The organism is Comamonas sp. CAH-2 (assembly GCF_009668305.1).
In the GTDB taxonomy this organism is placed as follows: Bacteria; Pseudomonadota; Gammaproteobacteria; order Burkholderiales; family Burkholderiaceae_C; genus Comamonas; species Comamonas aquatica.
In genome coordinates this window covers 1-20,030 of record NZ_VSWF01000036.1, presented here as the reverse complement: position 1 = coordinate 20,030, position 20,030 = coordinate 1, and the positions used below count along the sequence as shown (strand labels likewise).

General features: G+C 65.1%; 16 protein-coding genes, 1 pseudogene and 1 riboswitch. Of the genes and pseudogenes, 11 read left to right on the top strand and 6 right to left on the bottom strand.

The window, feature by feature from the left end:
- Positions 1–5: 5 nt before the first annotated feature.
- Positions 6–1,022, bottom strand: a complete 1,017-nt coding sequence (locus tag FYM52_RS15600) for a cytochrome-c peroxidase (RefSeq protein ID WP_043386976.1) — start codon at positions 1,020–1,022, stop codon at positions 6–8.
- Between the two features lie 325 nt (positions 1,023–1,347).
- Between FYM52_RS15600 and FYM52_RS15595 the strand changes: the two genes are divergently transcribed.
- From FYM52_RS15595 to FYM52_RS15565, 7 genes are all read left to right on the top strand, one after another.
- The gene (locus tag FYM52_RS15595; RefSeq protein ID WP_154164761.1) at positions 1,348–2,994 is read left to right on the top strand and encodes an acyl-CoA synthetase; all 1,647 of its coding nucleotides are present in this window, start codon (positions 1,348–1,350) and stop codon (positions 2,992–2,994) included.
- Between the two features lie 114 nt (positions 2,995–3,108).
- A riboswitch (TPP riboswitch) is annotated at positions 3,109–3,227 on the top strand.
- Between the two features lie 308 nt (positions 3,228–3,535).
- Positions 3,536–5,470: a phosphomethylpyrimidine synthase ThiC gene (thiC, locus tag FYM52_RS15590; RefSeq protein ID WP_154164771.1), complete on the top strand. Its 1,935-nt coding sequence runs from the start codon at positions 3,536–3,538 to the stop codon at positions 5,468–5,470.
- A 45-nt stretch (positions 5,471–5,515) separates the two neighbouring features.
- Positions 5,516–5,665, top strand: coding sequence for a hypothetical protein (locus FYM52_RS15585; protein WP_154164760.1), 150 nt, complete (start codon positions 5,516–5,518; stop codon positions 5,663–5,665).
- A gap of 167 nt (positions 5,666–5,832) precedes the next feature.
- Entirely contained in the window at positions 5,833–6,273 is a 441-nt protein-coding gene (locus FYM52_RS15580) for a tripartite tricarboxylate transporter TctB family protein (RefSeq protein WP_154164759.1), read from the top strand.
- An 8-nt stretch (positions 6,274–6,281) separates the two neighbouring features.
- Positions 6,282–7,781, top strand: coding sequence for a tripartite tricarboxylate transporter permease (locus FYM52_RS15575; protein WP_154164758.1), 1,500 nt, complete (start codon positions 6,282–6,284; stop codon positions 7,779–7,781).
- Positions 7,782–7,898: 117 nt separating this feature from the next.
- On the top strand, positions 7,899–8,594 hold the full coding sequence (locus FYM52_RS15570) for a response regulator transcription factor (protein ID WP_154164757.1): 696 nt from the start codon (positions 7,899–7,901) through the stop codon (positions 8,592–8,594).
- Entirely contained in the window at positions 8,595–9,992 is a 1,398-nt protein-coding gene (locus FYM52_RS15565; protein ID WP_154164756.1) for a HAMP domain-containing sensor histidine kinase, read from the top strand.
- 38 nt (positions 9,993–10,030) lie between these two features.
- On the opposite strand, the gene FYM52_RS15560 is transcribed toward FYM52_RS15565, so the two are convergent.
- The 5 genes from FYM52_RS15560 to FYM52_RS15540 form a co-directional block, all read right to left on the bottom strand.
- Entirely contained in the window at positions 10,031–11,242 is a 1,212-nt protein-coding gene (locus FYM52_RS15560) for an ABC transporter substrate-binding protein (RefSeq protein ID WP_043386961.1), read from the bottom strand.
- 131 nt (positions 11,243–11,373) lie between these two features.
- On the bottom strand, positions 11,374–12,534 hold the full coding sequence (gene mltB, locus FYM52_RS15555; RefSeq protein ID WP_154164755.1) for a lytic murein transglycosylase B: 1,161 nt from the start codon (positions 12,532–12,534) through the stop codon (positions 11,374–11,376).
- A complete protein-coding gene (locus FYM52_RS15550; protein ID WP_154164754.1) occupies positions 12,531–14,555 on the bottom strand; it encodes a DUF3488 and transglutaminase-like domain-containing protein in 2,025 nt (674 codons plus the stop codon). Before FYM52_RS15550 ends, mltB begins: the two co-directional genes overlap by 4 nt.
- A gap of 58 nt (positions 14,556–14,613) precedes the next feature.
- A complete protein-coding gene (locus FYM52_RS15545; RefSeq protein ID WP_154164753.1) occupies positions 14,614–15,633 on the bottom strand; it encodes a DUF58 domain-containing protein in 1,020 nt (339 codons plus the stop codon).
- Entirely contained in the window at positions 15,633–16,550 is a 918-nt protein-coding gene (locus FYM52_RS15540) for a MoxR family ATPase (RefSeq protein WP_154164752.1), read from the bottom strand. The genes FYM52_RS15545 and FYM52_RS15540 overlap by 1 nt, the downstream gene beginning before the upstream one ends.
- A gap of 44 nt (positions 16,551–16,594) precedes the next feature.
- Between FYM52_RS15540 and FYM52_RS15535 the strand changes: the two genes are divergently transcribed.
- The 4 genes and pseudogenes from FYM52_RS15535 to FYM52_RS15520 form a co-directional block, all read left to right on the top strand.
- Entirely contained in the window at positions 16,595–17,548 is a 954-nt protein-coding gene (locus FYM52_RS15535) for a histone deacetylase family protein (protein WP_043386956.1), read from the top strand.
- 12 nt (positions 17,549–17,560) lie between these two features.
- The gene (locus FYM52_RS15530; protein WP_154164751.1) at positions 17,561–18,340 is read left to right on the top strand and encodes an enoyl-CoA hydratase; all 780 of its coding nucleotides are present in this window, start codon (positions 17,561–17,563) and stop codon (positions 18,338–18,340) included.
- Between the two features lie 88 nt (positions 18,341–18,428).
- Positions 18,429–19,733: a mechanosensitive ion channel family protein gene (locus FYM52_RS15525; RefSeq protein WP_154164750.1), complete on the top strand. Its 1,305-nt coding sequence runs from the start codon at positions 18,429–18,431 to the stop codon at positions 19,731–19,733.
- A gap of 199 nt (positions 19,734–19,932) precedes the next feature.
- Positions 19,933–20,030: pseudogene (locus FYM52_RS15520) on the top strand (electron transfer flavoprotein subunit beta/FixA family protein); the annotation flags it as partial.

The window sequence follows — 20,030 nt, the reverse complement described above, 5'->3', positions numbered from 1 at the left end:
CGTGCTTACTTTTTAGCGAAGGGCTGGGGGCGTGGGGTCTTGTCGCTGGACGGCGGCAGGATGGGCATGGTCAGCTGGGGCTGATCACCGGTCAGGGTCTTCAGGAAGGCCACGATCTTGGCGTTCTCCTGGGGCGTGAACTTCTTGCCCAGCTGAATGCGGCCCATGGTGTCCACGGCTTCGCTCAGCGTGTCCGCCGCACCGTCGTGGAAGTAGGGGTAGGTCAGCTCGACGTTGCGCAAGGTGGGGACCTTGAAGTTGAAGCGGTCGGCATCGGTGCCGGTGACCGCCACGCGGCCTTCGGCGGGGTTGTTGGTCTTGTAGGCTTCGACCACGCCCATGCGCTGGAAGGAGTTGCCGCCCACGGCCGTGCCGTTGTGGCAGGCCACGCAGCCGCTGTCGCGGAACAACTTGTAGCCTTCCAGTTCGTCCTTGCTCAGTGCCTTCTGGTCGCCCTTGAGCCACTTGTCAAAGCGCGAGTTGGGGGTCACCAGGGTTTCTTCGAAGGCGGCGATTGCATCGGTCACCTGGTCGATATCGATCTTGTCCTTCTTGAACACCTGCTTGAACTCGCCCAGGTAGCCGGGGATGGAGTTCAGCATGTCCACCGCCAGCTCGTGGGTGAATGCCATTTCCATGGGGTTGGCAATCGGGCCGCCGGCTTGTTCCTTCAGGTTGGCGGCACGGCCATCCCAGAACTGGGCCACGTTCAGGCTGGAGTTCAGCACTGTGGGGGAGTTGATGGGGCCTTCGGCCCAGTTGTGGCCGATCGAGGTCTTCAGGTTGTCGCTGCCGCCCATGGACAGGTTGTGGCAGGAGTTGCACGAAATGAAGCCGGACTTGGACAGGCGTGGATCGAACCACAGCTTCTTGCCCAGTTCCACCATCGCGGGGTTGGTCACCTTGTGGGCGACCAGGGGAGAGATTGGCTCGTTGTTGGGAGACATCGCCCAGGTGGCGGCGGATGCCAGGGCTGCAACGGTCATGGCAGCAGCAACGAGGGGGCGCAGTTTGAGTTTCATGTGTGGCTCCAAAGCACTTGTCGTTTTCAAAGGCACGGACAACTCGGATCGAGCGGACCGTGGCCATCTGCTCCGTCTGGCGGTGTGACCTCAGGATGAACACAGGGTGTTCCCATGGATGACTTGGCTTAGACCCAGTCCAGATGGCAATCCCATTTCACTGGATACTGAAATTTGTGACATTGCGCCGCATCAAACCTAGGGCCGTTGCCGGTTTGTCAAGTGACTTGCGGACCCTGGGGGTCCACGCTTAGCATGCGTGCGGCCGGCGGTATGCCAACATACGGCCACGTCAAAAATCACAACCCACAGGGAGACAACAGCCATGACCAGCACCTTCGACCAACACCTGGATCGCAATGCCGCCAACTTTGCAGCGCTGACCCCGCTGAGCTTTCTGGAGCGCACCGCCAGCGTCTATCCCGAGCGCCTGGCCATCATCCACGGCGACTTGCGCCAGACCTGGGCGCAGACCTATGCGCGTTGCCGGCAGCTGGCCAGCAGCCTGCGCCAGGCCGGAATTGGCAAGAACGACACCGTGGCCGTGATCCTGCCGAATACGCCACCCATGGTGGAAGCCCACTTCGGCGTGCCCATGGCCGGGGCGGTGCTGAACACCTTGAACACGCGCCTGGATGCCGAGGCCCTGGCCTTCATGCTGGACCACGGCGAAGCCAAAGCCTTGATCGTGGACCCCGAGTTCGCGCCGGTGATCGCCAAGGCCCTGCAACTGCGCGAACGCACCCAACCCATCCTGGTGATCCAGGTGGACGATGCCCTGTACGGCGAGGCCGCCGTGCAGGTCGGCAGCATCCGCTACGAGGACTTCGTGGCCCAGGGCGATGCCGCTTATGCCTGGGAGCTGCCCGAGGACGAGTGGGATGCGATTGCCCTCAACTACACCAGCGGTACCACCGGCAACCCCAAGGGTGTGGTCTACCACCACCGCGGTGCGGCCATCAACGCCATCAGCAACGTGCTGGAGTGGGACATGCCCAAGCACAGCGTGTACCTGTGGACCTTGCCCATGTTCCACTGCAATGGCTGGTGCTTCCCCTGGACCGTGGCGGCCCGCGCCGGGGTCAATGTCTGCCTGCGCCGGGTCGAGGCCAAGGCCATCTTTGACGCCATGCGCGAGCACGGCGTCACCCACTACTGCGGCGCGCCCATCGTGCAATCCCTGCTGGTGAATGCGCCGGCCGAGCTGAAAGCGGGCATCCCTGTCGGGGTGAAGGCCATGGTGGCCGGTGCCGCGCCCCCGGCCTCGATGATCGAAGGCATGGAGGCCATGGGGTTCGACCTGACCCACGTCTATGGCCTGACCGAAACCTACGGTCCCGCCACCGTCTGCGCCAAGCATGCGCGCTGGGACCAGCTCGATATTGGCGAGCGTGCCCGCCTCAATGCCCGCCAGGGCGTGCGCTACCACCTGCAGCGCGAAGTGCGGGTCATGGACCCCGAGACCCTGCAGCCCGTGCCCCTGGATGGCGAGACCATGGGCGAGATCATGTTCCGCGGCAACATCGCCATGAAGGGCTACCTCAAGAACCCCAGCGCCACGGACGATGCCTTCCGCGGTGGCTGGTTCCACAGCGGCGATCTGGCCGTGCAGTACCCCGACGGCTACATCCAGATCAAGGACCGCAGCAAGGACATCATCATCTCCGGCGGCGAGAACATCTCCTCGATCGAGGTCGAAGACGTGCTCTACCGCCACCCTGCCGTGCTGGCGGCGGCGGTGGTGGCCAAGCCCGACCCCAAGTGGGGTGAGACACCGTGCGCCTTCCTGGAAATCAAGCCGGGCGCCCAGGTCAGCGAGGCCGACATCGTGGCCCACTGCAAGCAGCACCTGGCCGGCTACAAGGTGCCGCGCGCCGTGGTGTTTGGCGAACTGCCCAAGACCAGCACCGGCAAGATCCAGAAGTTCGAGCTGCGCAAGCAGGTCGGCTCGGCCAGTGCCATCGTGGTCTGATTTTCAGCATTGATAGTTGCCAGCGCACGCCTAGCAAGCGCTGGAGTCGGTTTTGATGCTGAAAGCCTAGGCGTTTGCCCGGTGTCCTGGGGCGACGCAGATGCGCCTATACTCACGGCTGCTCCGGGGTGTGCGAAAGCGCTGAGATGCGAACCGCTGTGAAAACAGTGGCCAGCGAACCCGACGAACTTGATCCGGTTCATACCGGCGGAAGAAGAGCGGGACCCTGAAGCAGGGCCAGGAATGGACAGGCACATGGGCTTTTGCAAGGCCAGGCAGGTGCCCACCATCCCTAGGCACAGCAAACCCCAGGCGCCTCGCGCACTGGGGTTTTGTCTTTTGGGGATGGAACACCGGGCGTGTCAGCCTTGGTCGGAATCGGTCGATTCCGGTGGCGTCGGTCAGGCATTGTGGGAGCAATGCCAGGGCTGGAGCCAGGTGCAGGCGAAGGTGGATGGCGCCAGCCATCTCCCACGCCATCAGAGCGGCCCAGCACTCCACGGAGCGTTTGATGAACTTCACACGCTTTTTGGAGACTGCGATGAACGCCCCCGATGCCATCTTTACGCCCGCCGCCGGCAATGCCCCCGATGCCGCCCGTTTCGCCGATCTGCTGGCCCAGTCGCGCCAGCCATTTCCGGCATCCACCAAAAGCTACCTGAGCGGGGCCATCCACCCCGATCTGCGCGTGCCGGTGCGCGACATCGCGCTGACCAATGGTGAGCAGGTCAGCGTCTATGACACCTCGGGCCCCTACACCGACCCCACCGCCTCCATCGACGTGCGCCAGGGCCTGGCCAGTGTGCGCGGTGCCTGGATCGAAGCGCGCGGTGACAGCGAGTTCTATGTCGGCCGCCAGCGCGTGGCGCTGGACGACGGCGGCAAGCGTGGCGAGGAAGACGCGCGCGTGGCGCTGCTGCGCGCCGAGGCCGCCGCGCTGCAGCGCCAGCCGCGCCGCGCCAAATCCGGCCAGAACGTGACCCAGATGCACTACGCCAAGCGCGGCATCATCACGCCCGAGATGGAATACGTGGCCCTGCGCGAGAACGGCCGCCGTGAATGGATGGCGCAGTACCAGCAGGACGCGGCCCGCGAACTGCGCCTGGCCGGCAACAGCTTGGGCGCCGCCATCCCCAAGATCATAACGCCCGAATTCGTGCGCGACGAAGTGGCGCGCGGCCGCGCCATCATCCCAGCCAACATCAACCACCCCGAGATCGAGCCCATGGCCATCGGGCGCAACTTCAAGGTCAAGATCAACGCCAACATCGGCAATTCGGCCGTGACCTCGAGCATCGAGGAAGAGGTCGAAAAGCTGGTCTGGGCCATCCGCTGGGGGGCCGACAACGTGATGGACCTGTCCACCGGCAAGAACATCCACACCACGCGCGACTGGATCGTGCGCAACTCGCCCGTGCCGATTGGCACCGTGCCCATCTACCAGGCGTTGGAGAAGGTCGGTGGCATTGCCGAAGACCTGACCTGGGAAATCTTCCGCGACACCCTGGTCGAGCAGGCCGAGCAGGGCGTGGACTACTTCACCATCCACGCCGGCGTGCGCCTGGCCTACATCCACCTGACGGCCCAGCGCCGCACCGGCATCGTCTCGCGTGGCGGCTCCATCATGGCCAAGTGGTGCATGGCCCACCACCGCGAAAGCTTCCTGTACGAGCACTTCGAAGACATTTGCGACATCATGAAGCAGTACGACGTGTCCTTCAGCCTGGGTGACGGCCTGCGCCCAGGCTGCGCCTCGGACGCCAACGACGAAGCCCAGTTCGCCGAACTCAAGACCCTGGGCGAGCTGACGCAAGTGGCCTGGAAGCACGACGTGCAGACCATGATCGAAGGCCCCGGCCACGTGCCCATGCACATGATCCAGGCCAACATGACCGAGCAGCTCAAGCACTGCCACGAGGCGCCGTTCTACACCCTGGGGCCGCTGACCATCGACATCGCCCCCGGCTACGACCACATCGCGTCGGCCATCGGCGCGGCCATGATCGGCTGGTTCGGCACGGCCATGCTGTGCTACGTCACGCCCAAGGAGCACCTGGGCCTGCCCGACCGCGACGACGTGAAGCAAGGCATCATCGCGTACAAGATTGCGGCCCACGCTGCCGATGTGGCCAAGGGCCATCCGGGTGCGCGTTCGCGCGACGATGCCCTGTCGCAAGCGCGTTTCGACTTCCGCTGGGAAGACCAGTTCAACCTGGGCCTGGACCCCGACACGGCGCGCGCCTTCCATGACGAAACCCTGCCTAAGGACAGCGCCAAGGTCGCCCACTTCTGCAGCATGTGCGGGCCCAAGTTCTGCTCCATGAAGATCACCCAGGAGGTGCGCGACTTTGCCAAGCAGCAGGGCGTGGCCGAAGAGCAGGGGATTGCCGCCGGCATGCAGGCCAAGGCCGAGGAGTTCAACCGCACGGGCGGGGAGTTCTACATTCCCATCGCCAGCGACACCACGGCGCGTTGAGTGCCCAATAGGCTTTCAGCGCTTGTCTGGTAAGCGCTGATAGCTATGAAAAACAAAGCGCCCCTGGGCCGCGGAATGCCCACGCTGGCGCAGGGGCGTGGCCGTGAGGTGGTGGGCGGTATTCAGGCACACGGCCTGGGGGCTTTGATTATTATTTTTTGCTCATCCGCTGCAGGCATGGCGGCGAAAGATTAAATAAGTTTAATAAATCATTGGAAATCGATGCGCAAACTGGCGCTGGATGATTATTTTTTAATTTTGAAAATGAAGCGTGGTTAATGCAGTGTGCGCTAGGTGGTATTACGTAAAAAAATCGCCATTTCTGCCATGAAGATACGCCTCCTCGATGCAATGGAGGTGTGATGTTAGCTAGAGATTTACGGGATATTCTGGCCGGCCTGTTTGTGGCCGCGGTCGGATTATTTTTTGCCATCGCTGGAAGCGGCTACGCCATGGGTTCCGCCGCGCGCATGGGGCCCGGGTATATGCCGGTGATCCTGGGCTGGGTGCTGTTTGCCCTGGGGGTGTTGATCGTGTTGCCCGCCTGGTTCCGCCAAGGCGACCGCATCGTCGTGCACTGGGACAGCCTAGCGGCCTCGTTGGGGGCACTGGTGGTATTTGCCTTTTTGCTGAATACCCTGGGCGTATTTTTCAGCACCATGATTGCCGTATTGGTGGCCAGCCTGCCCAAACCCATGCACATGGGCATGCGCCTGGTGATTGCCGGCATCATCGCCGTGATTACCGTCCTGATTTTCATCGTCGGTCTGAATATGAAGATTTCCATGTTTCCTGAATTCTGATTATCACCATGGAACTATTTAATAATCTGTTGATGGGGCTGCAGGTGGCTTCCGATCCCACCATCCTGTGGTATTGCTTCCTGGGGGTGTTTCTCGGCACGGCCGTGGGCGTCCTGCCAGGTATCGGTGCCCTGGCGGCCATCTCGCTGCTGCTGCCCATGACCTACCACATGTCGCCCACCGCGGCGATCGTGATGCTGGCCGGCGTGTACTACGGGGCGCAGTACGGCGGATCGACGGCCTCGATCCTGATGAATTTGCCTGGGGGGCCCGCGTCGGCGGTCACCTGCCTGGATGGCTACCCAATGGCCAAGAACGGCAAGGCCGGCATTGCCCTGTTCATCACCACGATCGCGTCCCTGGTCGGCGCCATGATCGGCCTGGTGCTGCTGGTGCTGTTCTCGCCCGCGATTGCCGAGGTGGGCCTGAAGTTCGGCCCTGCTGAACTGTTTGCCATGATGGTGCTGGGCCTGGTGGCGGCCTCGTCCATGGGCACCGGCTCCCCGGTCAAGGGGCTGGCGATGGTGGTCATGGGTGTGCTGCTGGGCATGGTGGGCACTGACGTGAATTCCGGTGCCGCCCGCTTCACCTTCGATATTCCGGAGCTGATGGACGGCATCAACCTGGTGGCCCTGGCCATGGGCCTGTTCGGTGTGGCCGAGGTGGTGCGCAACATCCACGGCCAGGACGACTCGCAGAAGGTGGAGAAGGTCACACTGCGCTCTATGATCCCCGCGCGCGAGGAGATGAGGCGCAGCTATCCCGCCATGCTGCGTGGCTCGGCCCTGGGCTCGGCCTTGGGAGCGTTGCCTGGCGTGGGCCCGTCGATTGCCGCGTTCATGTCGTATGCGATTGAAAAGCGTGTGGCCAAGGATCCCAACCAGTTTGGCCAGGGCGCCGTGCAAGGCATTTCTGCCCCCGAGTCCGCCAACAACGCTGCGGCGCAGACCGCCTTCGTGCCGTCGCTGTCGCTGGGCATTCCCGGGGATGCGGTGATGGCCATCATGCTGGGGGCGCTGATCATCCACGGCATCACGCCCGGGCCGATGCTGATCAACGAGCAGCCCGAAATGTTCTGGGGCCTGGTGGTCAGCTTTGCCATCGGCAATCTGATGCTGGTGCTGCTGAACATTCCCACCATCAGCATCTGGGTGTCGCTGCTGCGCATTCCGTTCACCTGGCTCTATCCCGCCATCCTGGTGTTCGTGGCCCTGGGGGTGTACAGCGTCAACAACAACCACTTCGACATCTACATGGTGGCCGGGCTGGGGGTGCTGGGCTACCTGTTCATGCTGCTGCGCTTCGAGGCCGCGCCGCTGCTGTTGGGCTACATCCTGGGGCCGATGGTGGAGGAAAACCTGCGCCGCGCGCTGCTGCTGTCGCGTGGCGATCCGGCCATCTTCTTTGACCGGCCCATCAGTGCCACCCTGCTGTACGTGACCCTGGCCATGCTGGGCTGGACCCTGTTCAAGTTCCTGCGCCGCAGCCTACGTACATCTCACATCTGAGCGCGCTGCGCTTCCCGACAGAATGGCTCTGGGGCATGGTGGTGCCCCAGAGCCATTCGTGAACCTGCCGCCCCCTGGGGCGGCTTTGTCCTGTGCCCACCGTTGTGGTGTTGACGCATGAAGCATATTTTGTTGATTGAAGACGATGCAGCGATTGCGGAGTACATCTCCAGCAACCTGTGTCCAGCCACCTACCAGGTCGTGCATGTGACCGAGGCCAACAGCGGCCTGCAGCATGCGCTGTCACGCGCCTGGGATTGCATCTTGCTGGATCGCATGCTGCCCATGGGGGTGGATGGGCTGGATGTGCTCAAGGCCCTGCGGGCCGTGGCCAACACCACGCCGACCATGGTGGTCAGTGCGCTGGGCCAGACGGACGAGCGCGTGCGCTGCCTCAAGGCCGGGGCGGACGACTACCTGCCCAAGCCCTTCATCATGGAGGAGCTGGAGGCCCGCATCGAGGCCCTGGTGCGCCGCACGGCAACGTCCGCGCCCCCAGCCAGCCATGTGCTGCAGCTGGGTGACCTGCAGGTGGACCTGATTGCGCACGCGGTGTTCCGCGCGGGCGAGCGGATCGCGCTCAACCCGCGCGAATTCAAGCTGCTGGGCTATCTGCTGAAGAACGCCGGGCAGACCGTGACGCGCGCCATGGTGCTGGAGAACGTCTGGGCCTACGACTTCCAGCCCGAGACCAACATCATCGACGTGCACATCAGCCACCTGCGGCAGAAGATTGATGTGGGCGGCGGGCCTTCGTTGATCCGCACGGTCCGCGGTATGGGCTACCGCATCGACGTGCCCGTGGCGATGTAAATGACCACGGCGACACACCCCGTGCTGGGGCCCTTCCACCGGGCCTGGAAATCCAGCTCCTTTCGGCTGGCGCTGTGCTTCAGCGCCGTGGTGGTCAGCATCCTGGTGGGCACGCTGTCCGTGTACTACGTGGAGATCGTGGGCACGGTCAGCCAGCGGCTGGATGACTATGCGCTGCGCAACAGCAAGCGCCTGCTCAGCGTGTATGCCCAGCACGGCGAGGCCGGGCTGGTGGAAGAGATCCAGCGCCTGGTCAGCGACGGCATCGACAGCCAGGATGAGATCTTCATTTACCAGCACCTGGATGGCGCGGTCTGGGCGGGCAATGCCACCATCGACCTGGTGCATGCGCCGCGCGTGGCGGCGCTGCAGGATTTGCCCGTGGAGCAGGAGGCGCGCAGCTTCAATGGCCGGGTCAAGATCGACGACCTGGGGCAGCAGCGCTTCTTGATTGTCGGCAGTGACCTGCAGGCCCTGACCGACATCCAGCACCGCTACATGAAGGCCACGGCGCTGGCACTGGGGCTGGCGGTGGGCCTGTCGCTGCTGGGCGCAATGGTGTTCCGCCGCCTGATGGACAAGCGTGCGGCGGAAGTCCGCCAGGCGATCCGCCAGGCTGGCCAGGGCAACCTGCACTTTCGCATTCCCATGAACCGCAAGAGCGATGAGTTCAGCCTGCTGGAGCAGGACATCAACCAGATGCTGGAACAGCTGGAGCAACTGGTGCGCGGTATCCGCCATGTTTCGCACATGGTGGCGCACAACCTGCGCACGCCGTTGAACCGCGCGTTGCACCGGGTGCAGGCGGCCAAGCTGGCGCCGGAAAGCCTGCGCCCGGCGCTGCTGGACCAGGTGCAGGAGGAGCTGGACCACCTGCAGCGCCTGTTCAGCAAGATGCTGTTGCTGGCCGAGGTGGAGGCCGGGGTGGGGCAGCACAACTTCGAGCCCCTGGATTTGCAGCAGGTCCTGCAGGAGGTGCTGGAGTACTACGAACCGCTGTTCAGTGACCGGCAGGTGGAACTGCAGCTGGCGCTGGAGCCCGGTGGCTGGGTGCTGGGGGACTCGCACCTGCTGGCGAATGCGATGTCCAACCTGCTGGACAACTTCCTGAAATACGGGCTGTCCGCCGAGCAGCGCTGCCTGGAAGTGCACCTGCAGCGCCAGGGCCACGAGGTGCAGTTGCGGCTGCGCGACCATGGTGCCGGTGTGGCACCCGCGATGCTCGAACGCCTGTCCGAGCATTTTGTGCGCGACCCGCAGCACCAGCAGCAGCCGGGGCATGGCCTGGGGCTGGCCAGTGTCAAGGCCATCGTGCGCTTGCACCAGGGGCGCATCGGCTGGCGGCTGGCGCAGCCTGGGCTGGAGACCTGGGTGCGCCTGCCACTGCACCAGCCCTGAACGGCGGCCGGGCCGTCAGGGCCCGAGGAGCTAACCGTTCACTTCCAGTACTGGCACTTGCTTTCGGCCTTGGTGGTCCAGACCTGGTCGGCGGGCAGCTTCTTGACCAGCTTGTAGTAATCCCAGGTGCCTTTGGATTCGGCCGGGGACTTGACTTCCATCAGGTACATGTCGTGGGCGTAGCGGCCATCGGGGCGGATCACGCCTTCGCCAAAGAAGTCCTTGATGGGCTTGCTCTTCCACTCGGCCATGACTTTGTCGGCTTCCAGCGTGCCGGCGCGCTGGGCGGCCTGCAGCCAGGTCATGGTGGCCGAATAGTCGGCGGCCTGGATTTCGCTGGGGCGGCGCTTGGTCTTGGCCATGAACTTGTCGGCGAACTTGCGCGACTCGTCGTTCATGTCCCAGTACCAACTGGTGGTGAACTGCAGGCCTTCGGTGTTCTTCACGCCCAGGCTGTGGATGTCGCTGAAGAAAATCAGCAGGCCAGCCAGCTTCATGCCCTTGGTGACGCCGAATTCGCGGGCCGCCTTGATGGAGTTGATGGTGTCGCCACCGGCATTCGCGAGGCCCAGGATCTGGGCCTTGCTGTTCTGGGCCTGCAGCATGAAGCTGGAGAAGTCGCTGGCGTTCAGCGGCGTCCGGACCGCCCCCACCACCTTGCCGCCATTGGCCTCGACGATCTTGGAGGTGTCGGCTTCCAGCGCATGGCCGAAGGCGTAGTCGGCGGTCAAAAAGAACCAGCTCTTGCCCCCGGCTTCCACCACGGCCTTGCCCGTGCCCTTGGCCAGGGCCACGGTGTCGAAGGCATAGTGCACGGTGTAGGGGCTGCACTGTTCATTGGTCAGTGCCGAGCTGCCGGCGCCGTTGTCCACAAAGATGCGTTTCTTCTCCTGGGCGACCTTGGCCATGGCCAGGGCGGTGGCGCTGTTCGTGCCGCCAAACACCAGGCTGATGTCCTGCTGGTCGATCCATTCGCGGGCCTTGCTGGCGGCGATGTCGGCCTTGTTCTGGTGGTCGGCGGTGAGCAGTTCGATGGGCTTGCCCAGCAGCTTGCCGCCAAAGTCATCGATGGCCATCTGGATGGCGACCGCCCCGTTCTTGCCTTCCACGTCGGCATACAGGCTGGACATGTCGGTGATGAAGCCGATCTTGACGGTGTCGGGCTCTTTGAAGGTCTGGGCCTGGGCAGCGGCAGACCACAGGCCCATGCCGCACAGAGCTAGAACCAGGGGAGAGAGAGCGTGGCGCATTCCGAAAACTCCTTGTGTACCGTGTGACAAAAAGGAGTTCAGATTGCGCCGCCGACGCCATCTTTCCAACTGGGGCAAGCACGGGCGGGGAATGTCCTTGCTTGCCACGCAGGTGGACTTTGTGCTGCGCTCTAGGGCGCTGTGGCGGTGGCCGCGGGGGCGAGGTCGGGGATGGTGGCCGGCTGGGCCACCTCGGGCGCGCGGTTCTGGCGCGCGGCCTTGACCTCCTGGCCCAGGTCGTACACGGCGGTGGCGTAGTAGCTGGACCAGTTGTAGCGCGTGATGGTGTAGAAGTTCTGGGTGCCGACGAGGTAGCTGGGCGCGGCTTCGCCGTTTTTCAACTCGATCAGCGCCAGTGGGCCGTCATGGTCCAGCCCGCCCTGGGGCACCACGCCCAGCTCGACCATCTGGGCCGCCGTGAAGCTGGGGCGGATGTCCGGTGCCAGCAGGGTCGGCAGGTTCAGGCGGTCGGTGTTGAACAGGGCGGGGTACCAGACCGGCTGCCCGCTGACCCAGCCATGGGCCTTGAAGTAGTTGGCCACCGAGCCGATGGCATCGGCCGCGCTGTTGAACAGATCGATGCGGCCATCGCGGTCAAAGTCGACGGCCCACTGGGCCCAGCTGGTGGGCATGAACTGGCCCAGCCCCATGGCCCCGGCGTAGCTGCCGCGCGGCTCCGTGGTCGGCGTGCCAACGTTGTACATCATCACCAGGAACTGCTCCAGCTCACCCTGGAAATAGCGCTGGCGTTCTGCGGCCCGTGGATGCGCCTGCGGGAAATCGAAGGCCAGGGTGGCCAGGCTGTCCAGCACGCGCAGGTTGCCCATGTTGCGGCCGTAAATGGTTTCGACGCCGATGATGCCGACCACCATTTCGGCGGGCACGCCAAACATCGCCTCGGCACGCGCCAGGGTGTCGGCATTCTGGTCCCAGAAGCGCACCCCGGCGTTGATGCGCACCGGGTCGATGAAGCGGCGGCGGTAGTCGCCCCAATCGCGCGCGGTGGTGCTGGTCTTGGGGGCCGGCGTCATCAGGCGCGGCACCTGCGGCAGGAAGCGCGCCTGCGCCAGCTGGGCCTGTATCCATGCCAGGTCCAGGTGCTGGCGCGCGGCCATTTCGCGCGCCCAGAGCTGGGCATCGGCGCGTTGTGCATACGGTGCGCTGGCGGCCGTGCTCTTGGCAGGGGTGTTTTTGGGCGCGCGGGGTGCGCTGTTCTGGGCGTCTGCAGGCAGGTGGGTGGCGCAGCCTGTGACCAGGCCAATCAGGAACAAGGAGGGAAGCAAACGTTTCATGGAGTACGGGGGCTGGGCCAAATCAAAGCGCGGTATGCACGCCGCAGCTGGGCCAGGCTGGGCGTCTGGGGGCCATGCGGTGCATAGCGCCATTGTTCCATCTGCAGCAGCCACTGCTGCAGTGGCTGGGATTCATCCCCCCATTGTGCTTGGGCAGCGGCCGCCAGGGCCTGCAGCCCCCGCGTGTCCGCATGCTCCAGGCCCTGGCGCTGCAACTGCTGGCGGGCCTGCTGCATCAGGCGCAGCCAGGGGTCGGCCACCCAGCGCCGGCGCCAGCGCTGCCAGGCCGCACCGAGGGTGGCGAGGGCCAGCAGGCCGCTGAGCCCGGCCGCCAGTTGCGGGATGCTCCAGTCGGTCCAGCCCAGGCGCTGCAGCAGGGCCGACTGGTCGCGCGGGGTGTAATTCAGCACCCAGTCGTTCCAGCGGTGGTTGAGGGCTTCCCAGTTGGCGCGCAGGCGGCGCAGGACGTCGGGGCTGATGACCTGGTCCATGGCGCCACCGAAGGCCGAGGTGGGCGGTGACAGCCGTTGCAGCTGTTCGGTGCGCGAGGGCGCCACGGCCGAGGTGGGGTCGATGCGCAGCCAGCCCTCGTGGGGCAGCCAGACTTCGGTCCAGGCGTGGGCGTCGCTTTGGCGCACGGTCCACAGCCCGTCCACCGGGTTGCGCTCGCCCCCCTGGTAGCCGGTGACGATGCGTGCCGGAATGCCGGCGGCGCGCATCAGCACCGTGAAGGCCGAGGCGATGTGCTCGCAAAAGCCGTTGTGCGTCTCGAACCAGAAGGCGTCGGCCGTGTGCGGGCCGGGCACCACATCGGGCGCCAGCGTGTAGACGTAGCGGCCGCTGCCCAGGTGATTGAGAGCGGCCTGGACGATGGCGGTGTCATCCGTGCCGTGGTCGCGGCGCAGCGTCTGCGCCCATTGCGTGGTGCGGGGGTTCAGGTCAGGCGGCAGCTGCAGGTGCTGGCTGCGCTGGAAGTCCGACAGTTGCTGGCCATAGGCGTAGTGCAGATGGGCCTGGGCGCGGTAGCGCAGCACCTCGGTGAGGGGGCGCGCCGTCAGCCACTGCAGGTCTGCGGTGCGCTGCACCCGGCGCTGGGCGTCCGGGGGCGACAGGGTGGCATCCAGGGTCAGCAGCCAGCGCTGCTGGTGGGCCTCCAGGGTGATTTCATAGTCGATGGCCGTCCCCAGCCCCGAGGCGGCGACCTGGGCCGTCGCCGGCAGCGTATACGGGGCGCCGTCGGCGTCCGCTTGCCAGTTGCGCCCGTCAAAGTGGCTCAGCACCGGCCCCCGGAAGTACAGCAAGCGCTGTGGCGGGGCTTTGCCATCGGGGCTGTCAAAGCGCACGCGCAGGGCCACGCTGTGGTTTTGCGCCAGCTCGGCCACCTGGCCGACGGTCATGTCGTTGGACAGGCCAGTCGTGCCTTTGCTGGCCTGCGTGGGCAGGCCCCACAGCGGTGGCAGGCGCGGGAAGGCCAGGAACAGCACCAGCATCAGGGGCGCGCCCAGCAGCATCAGCAGGCCCGCGGTGCGCACCAGCTTCCGCAGGCTGGGGTAGCCGGACGGCATGTGCGCATTCACCAGGCAGACCAGCAGCCCCCAGACGGCCACCAGCATGGCGAGGGCCATGCTCAGCGACTGGGACTGCAGGAACAGGGTGAGCAGCGTGAAGAAGCCCAGGAAAAAAATCACCATGGCGTCGCGGCGCGCGCGCATCTCCAGGGTCTTGAGCACCAGCAGCAGGATCACCAGGACCACGCCGGCCTCGGGGCCGACGATGGAGCGGAACTGCAGCGCCGTGGCACCCACGGCCAAGGCCAGCAGGGCCGCCAGCAGCCAGGTGCCCGGCAGGCGCTGGCCGCTGTGGGCCAGCCACATGCGCCAGCCCAGCAGCAGTGCCGCCAGCGCGCTGGCCCACGGCGGCAGGTAGGCAACCTGCGGCAGCAGCACCAGGGCCACCACCCCCAGCACCAGCAAGGTGTCGCGGGTCTCGCGCGGCAGGGGAGGGGTGGTGGTGGAATCCATTTTTGATAGCTGCTTGCGTAGGCTGTATGCGCGCTGGAAGGTTATTTGATTCAAAACTCTAATGCGGCGCGGCGGATTTGCCGTCCACGGCCAATGCCGCCAGGCAGGCGTGCAAATGCGGCTCGCCCATGGCTTGGGGCAATTGCTGGCCGCTGGGCAGTCGCAGCCCCCACAGCGCCTGCTGGGCGTGGGCCTGCAGCACCCAGGCGGTGAGGCGGGCGATCTGTGCCTCGGGATCGGTCAGGCCCGTGGCGCGGGCATCCAGCCACAGGCGGTCGGCCTGGGGCGCCGTGCCGCTGCGCACGACCAGGTCGCCGTGGCCCAGGGCCAGGGCCGAGGCGGCTTTCTTCCACACGATGCTGCGCAGGCTGTCGCCGCGCTGGTAGTGGCGCACGTTGTCGGGCTCAATCATGCCGCTGTGCTGCGGCAAGCTGGTGCCGGAGTGGGCGTGGTCCAGGTGCTGGATGGGCGGCGCCGGTGTCTCGGGGCAGGGGTAGACCAGCACCCGGCCATCGGGCTGCCAATAGCTCCACAGGCGGAACACGCCCAGCGGGTAACGGCTTTCCAGCACCACCCGGGGCACGCGGTGCCAGCCGCGCTGGTGCGGCACGCTGCCCAGTTCGACCACCTGTGTGTGGCCGGCGGCCACGTCGGCATGCACCCAGGCCAGCGGGCCTTGCGAGCGGTTGAGCGCCACGGACAGGCCGTGGCGGTGTGGGCCGGCGGCCGGGGCTTGCAGGTGCAGCGGCACGGTGGCGCGTTCGCCCTGGAACACGGGCTGCAGCGACCCCAGGTGCAGTTGCAGGCCCTGCAGGTTGCGGTGGCCCACCCAGACGCTGGCCAGGGCACTGCCGGCTATCAGGAAGGTGAGCAGGTAGCCCAGGTTGAGCTGGAAGTTGATCGACGCGACCAGCAGCACCAGCAGCGTGGCCGCCAGCATGCAGCCGGCAGCGGAGGGCAGCACATAGATGTTGCGGTGCCCCAGGGTGTGCTCGGCACCGGGTACCTGGCCGCGCGTGACCCAGTTGTGCAAGCGCTGTCGCCAGCGGCTGCGGGTGGGGCGCTGTGGCTCGGACATCAGGGCAGGGCGACCGTGTGCAACAGCGCCTGGACCTGCGCGACCGTGCCCCGGCCGGCGCGCGCCACGGCGTGCAGGCGGTGTGCCATGGTGGGCACGAACATGGCCTGCACATCGTCGGGCGATGCGTAGTCGCGGCCGTGCAGCAGGGCATTGGCCTTGGCCGCGCGCAGCAGGGCAATGCCGGCGCGGGGGGACAGGCCCTGAACAAACCACTGCCCGTTGCGCGTGGCATCCACCAGGTCCTGGATGTAGTGCAGCAAGGGCTCGGCCGCGTGGACCTGCAGCACCGCCTGCTGCAGCGCGGCCAGCTCCTCGGGCGTCAGCTGGGGCGGCAATTGGTCGGCGTGGGCGCGGTGGCCGTGGTGGGCCAGCAGTTGCAGCTCCGACGCACGGTCGGGATAGCCCAGGCTGACGCGCATCAAGAAACGGTCCAATTGGCTCTCGGGCAAGGGGTTGGTGCCCAGCTGTTCCTGCGGGTTCTGGGTGGCAATCACGAAAAACGGCGTGGGCAGCGGGTGGGTCCGGCCTTCGATGGAGACCTGTTTTTCCTCCATGGCTTCGAGCAGCGCACTCTGGGTCTTGGGGCTGGCCCGGTTGATTTCATCGGCCAGCAGCACCTGCGCAAACACGGGGCCGGGGTGGAACACGAAGCCTTCGCTGCCCCGGTCGTAGACGGACACCCCGGTCAGGTCGCTGGGCATCAGGTCGGCGGTGAACTGCACGCGGGCAAACTGCAGGCCGAACGCATGGGCCAGGGCATGGGCCAGGGTGGTTTTGCCCACGCCCGGCACATCCTCGATCAGCAGGTGTCCACCGGCCAGCAGGCAGGCCACGCAGTCCTGGACCTGCTGTTTTTTGCCAACGATCACCGTGTTAAGCTGATCCAAAAGAGACCGGATTTTTTGTGATGTCATGCACAGAAGGTATCCGAAAACAATGACAACAGGGGACAAGAAAAGTGGGCAAGACAGGCTATTTTTCTCATCACTCATGCCGACAGCATGAGATGGGGCCAGGGCATCCGGAGTGTCCGCAGCGCCTGGATGCGATCGAGGACCGGTTGCTGATGACCGGGGTGCTGGACGGTCTCGAACGGATCGAGGCACCCGCCGCCGCGCTCAGCGATGTCGAACTGGCCCATGACCGCATGCACGTGGCGGCCCTGCGTGGCCTGACCGACAGGCTGGTCGAAGAGCAGGCCGCCGGCGGCCCCGAATACACCCAGCTGGACACCGACACGTCCATCAACGCCCACACCTTCACTGCCGCGCTGCACGCGGCCGGCGCGGCGGTGGCGGCCACCGATGCGGTGCTGGACGGCGAACTGGAAAACGCCTTTTGCGCCATCCGTCCCCCCGGCCACCACGCCACGCGCGACAAGGCCATGGGCTTTTGCTTCTTCAACAATGTGGCGATTGCCGCCTTGCACGCCCTCCAGCGGCGCAACCTCAAGCGGGTGGCGATTGTGGACTTCGACGTGCACCACGGCAATGGCACGGAAGACATCCTGGCCGGTGACAACCGCGTGCTGATGGTGAGTTTCTTTCAGCACCCCTTCTACCCGTTCAGCGGCGACAAGGAGCCGGCCGCGAACATGCTCAACATCCCGGTGGCGGCCTACACCAAGGGCATGGACATCCGCGAGCTGGTCGAGATGCTGTGGATCCCCCGGCTGGAGGCCTTCAAGCCCGAGATGATCTTCGTCAGCGCCGGTTTCGATGCCCACCGCGACGACGACATGGGACAGCTGGGCCTCACGGAAAACGACTACATCTGGCTGACCGAACGCATCAAGGACATTGCCCGCCGCTTCAGCAAGGGGCGCATCGTCTCCTGCCTGGAGGGGGGCTACATGATGGGGCCGCTGTCACGCAGTGTAGAAGCACACCTGCGTGTGCTGGCCGATGTTTGAGTGGAGGTGGGTATGGATGCAGAGCTGCTGCTGCAAACGCGCGATGCGCGCGGCGTGGTCACGCTGACCTTGAACGATCCGGTGCGCTTCAACGCCCTGGGGGCCCCCATGCTGGAGGCCCTGCAGTCGGCCCTGACGGAGCTGGCCACCGACACCGGCGTGCGCGTGGTGGTGCTGGCCGCCCAAGGCAAGGCCTTTTGTGCCGGGCACAACCTCAAGGACATGGCGGCCCACCCGCAGCTGGACTATTACCAGGACTTGTTCGCGCAATGCTCGCGCATGATGCTGAGCATTGCGCGCCTGCCGGTGCCCGTGATCGCGCGGGTGCAGGGCATGGCCACGGCGGCGGGCTGCCAACTGGTGGCGCAGTGTGATCTGGCGGTGGCCAGCACGCACGCCAGCTTTGCCACCAGTGGCATTCAGTACGGGCTGTTCTGTGCCACGCCCAGCGTGCCCCTGGTGCGCAACATCCCTTTCAAACAGGCGATGGAAATGCTGTTGACGGGCGACTTCTTGGGCGCCGAGACGGCCCAGTCCCGGGGTCTGGTGAACCGCGTGGTGGCCCCCGAGGAGTTGGATGCCGAGGTGGAGAAGCTGGTGCAGGCCATCGTGCAGAAGCCGGCAACGGCGGTGCGCATGGGCAAGGAACTGCTGTACCGCCAGCGTGAACTGGGTCTGCAGGCGGCCTACCAGCTGGCCGGCGAGGTCATGGCCTGCAACATGATGGATGCTGACGCCCAGGAAGGCGCGCAGGCCTTCGCGCAAAAGCGCGTGCCCCACTGGCGCCAGTAGGCCGGGGCATGCCGGGTGGGCCGCAGGCCGGCCACCCCGGCAGACTGCGCCACAATCAGCCCATTCATAGCCGCAGGGTGGTTGCACCATGGACATCGTTGACAAGCTGATTGATGACTTCAACAACTCCAGCGCCTGGCTGGAGTTTTTTATCGTGCTCGGCGGTTTGCTGCTGGCCTACGTCTGCGTGCGCTTCTGGGGCCGCCACCTGAAGCACAAGGGGCGCGCCGCCTCGGTCTGGTTTGGCTCCAATCCGTTGCATGGGGCGATGTTCCCCTTGATGGCGTTGCTGTGGATCTACATCGCGCAAGCCATCATGGTGCAGTACATGCCAGTGTTCTGGCTGCGGATCGCCATCTCGCTGCTGTGCTCGCTGACCGTGATCCGCTTCGTGGCCCGGGTGTTGAGCAAGTCGTTCCCCCAATCCACCGGCATGCGCCTGATCGAGCGGGTGTTCTCGTGGATGGTCTGGGGGCTGGCCGTGCTGCACAGCCTGGGCCTGCTGACGCAGGTGCTGGAAGAGCTGGATGCCGTCCGGCTGACGTTGGGCAAGTCGCAGATCAGCCTGCTGAGTCTGATTGAGGGCGCGCTGTCCACCGGCCTGATGCTGGTGGTGGTCCTGTGGGTGTCCAGCCTGTTCGAGCAGCATGTGATCAACCGCTGGGTCGGTGACCTGTCCATGCGCAAGGTCAGCATGAATGTGACGCGCGGGGTGCTGATCACCGTGGGCCTGCTGCTGGCGCTGTCCTGGGTTGGCATGGACCTGACCACGCTGTCGGTCATGGGCGGCGCGATCGGCGTTGGCCTGGGGTTCGGCATGCAGAAGATCGCTTCCAACTACGTCAGCGGCTTTCTGGTGCTGATTGAGCGGGCCCTGCGGATTGGCGACAACGTCCGCGTCGATGGGTTCGAGGGCCGCATCACCGACATCAAGACCCGCTTCACGGTCATCCAGGCCTTGAATGGCCGCGAATCCATCGTGCCGAATGAAACCCTGATCACCCAGCGGGTGGAGAACCTGACGCAATCCGATCGCCGGTTCAGCCTGTCAACCACGATGGTGGTCGGCATGGACAGCGATGTGGAGCAGGTGCGCCAGGTCCTGCTGGCGGCGGCGACCAGCCAGCCCCGCGTGCTGGCCCAGCCGGGGCCCTCGGTGCAACTGGTGGATTTCCTGGAGCATGGCCTGCAGTTCAGCCTGAACTACTACATCAGTGACCCACAGAACGGACAGGGCAACATCCGCTCCGACGTCAACCTGGCGGTGCTGCAGGGTTTGCGCGCGGCGGGCATCCAGCTGCCAGTGCCACGGCAGGTGCTGGAGTGGTCGGGCGGTGCACCCGGCGCAAAAGACGTCGATGTGGACCCTGAGGCCGTGGACCATCGCGCCTAGGTGAAGACCCTAGGTTGATCAAAAAACGCTGGGGATTTCACAAGCTGCGTGCATAAAATGGAACGATCGTTCTTTTTTATCCGCCCTGCTTGGCAACGTCTTTTTACGGGACTTGCTGCATCGCGGCATAGAATGTTCCAAGTTTACGTTTACGTCAATTCAAACAACTTGCAATCACACTGATCCAAGGAGCAGCAGCATGAAGGTATTGGTTCCAGTCAAGCGCGTGGTGGACTACAACGTCAAAGTCCGCGTGAAGTCCGACGGCACAGGCGTGGACATCGCCAACGTCAAGAT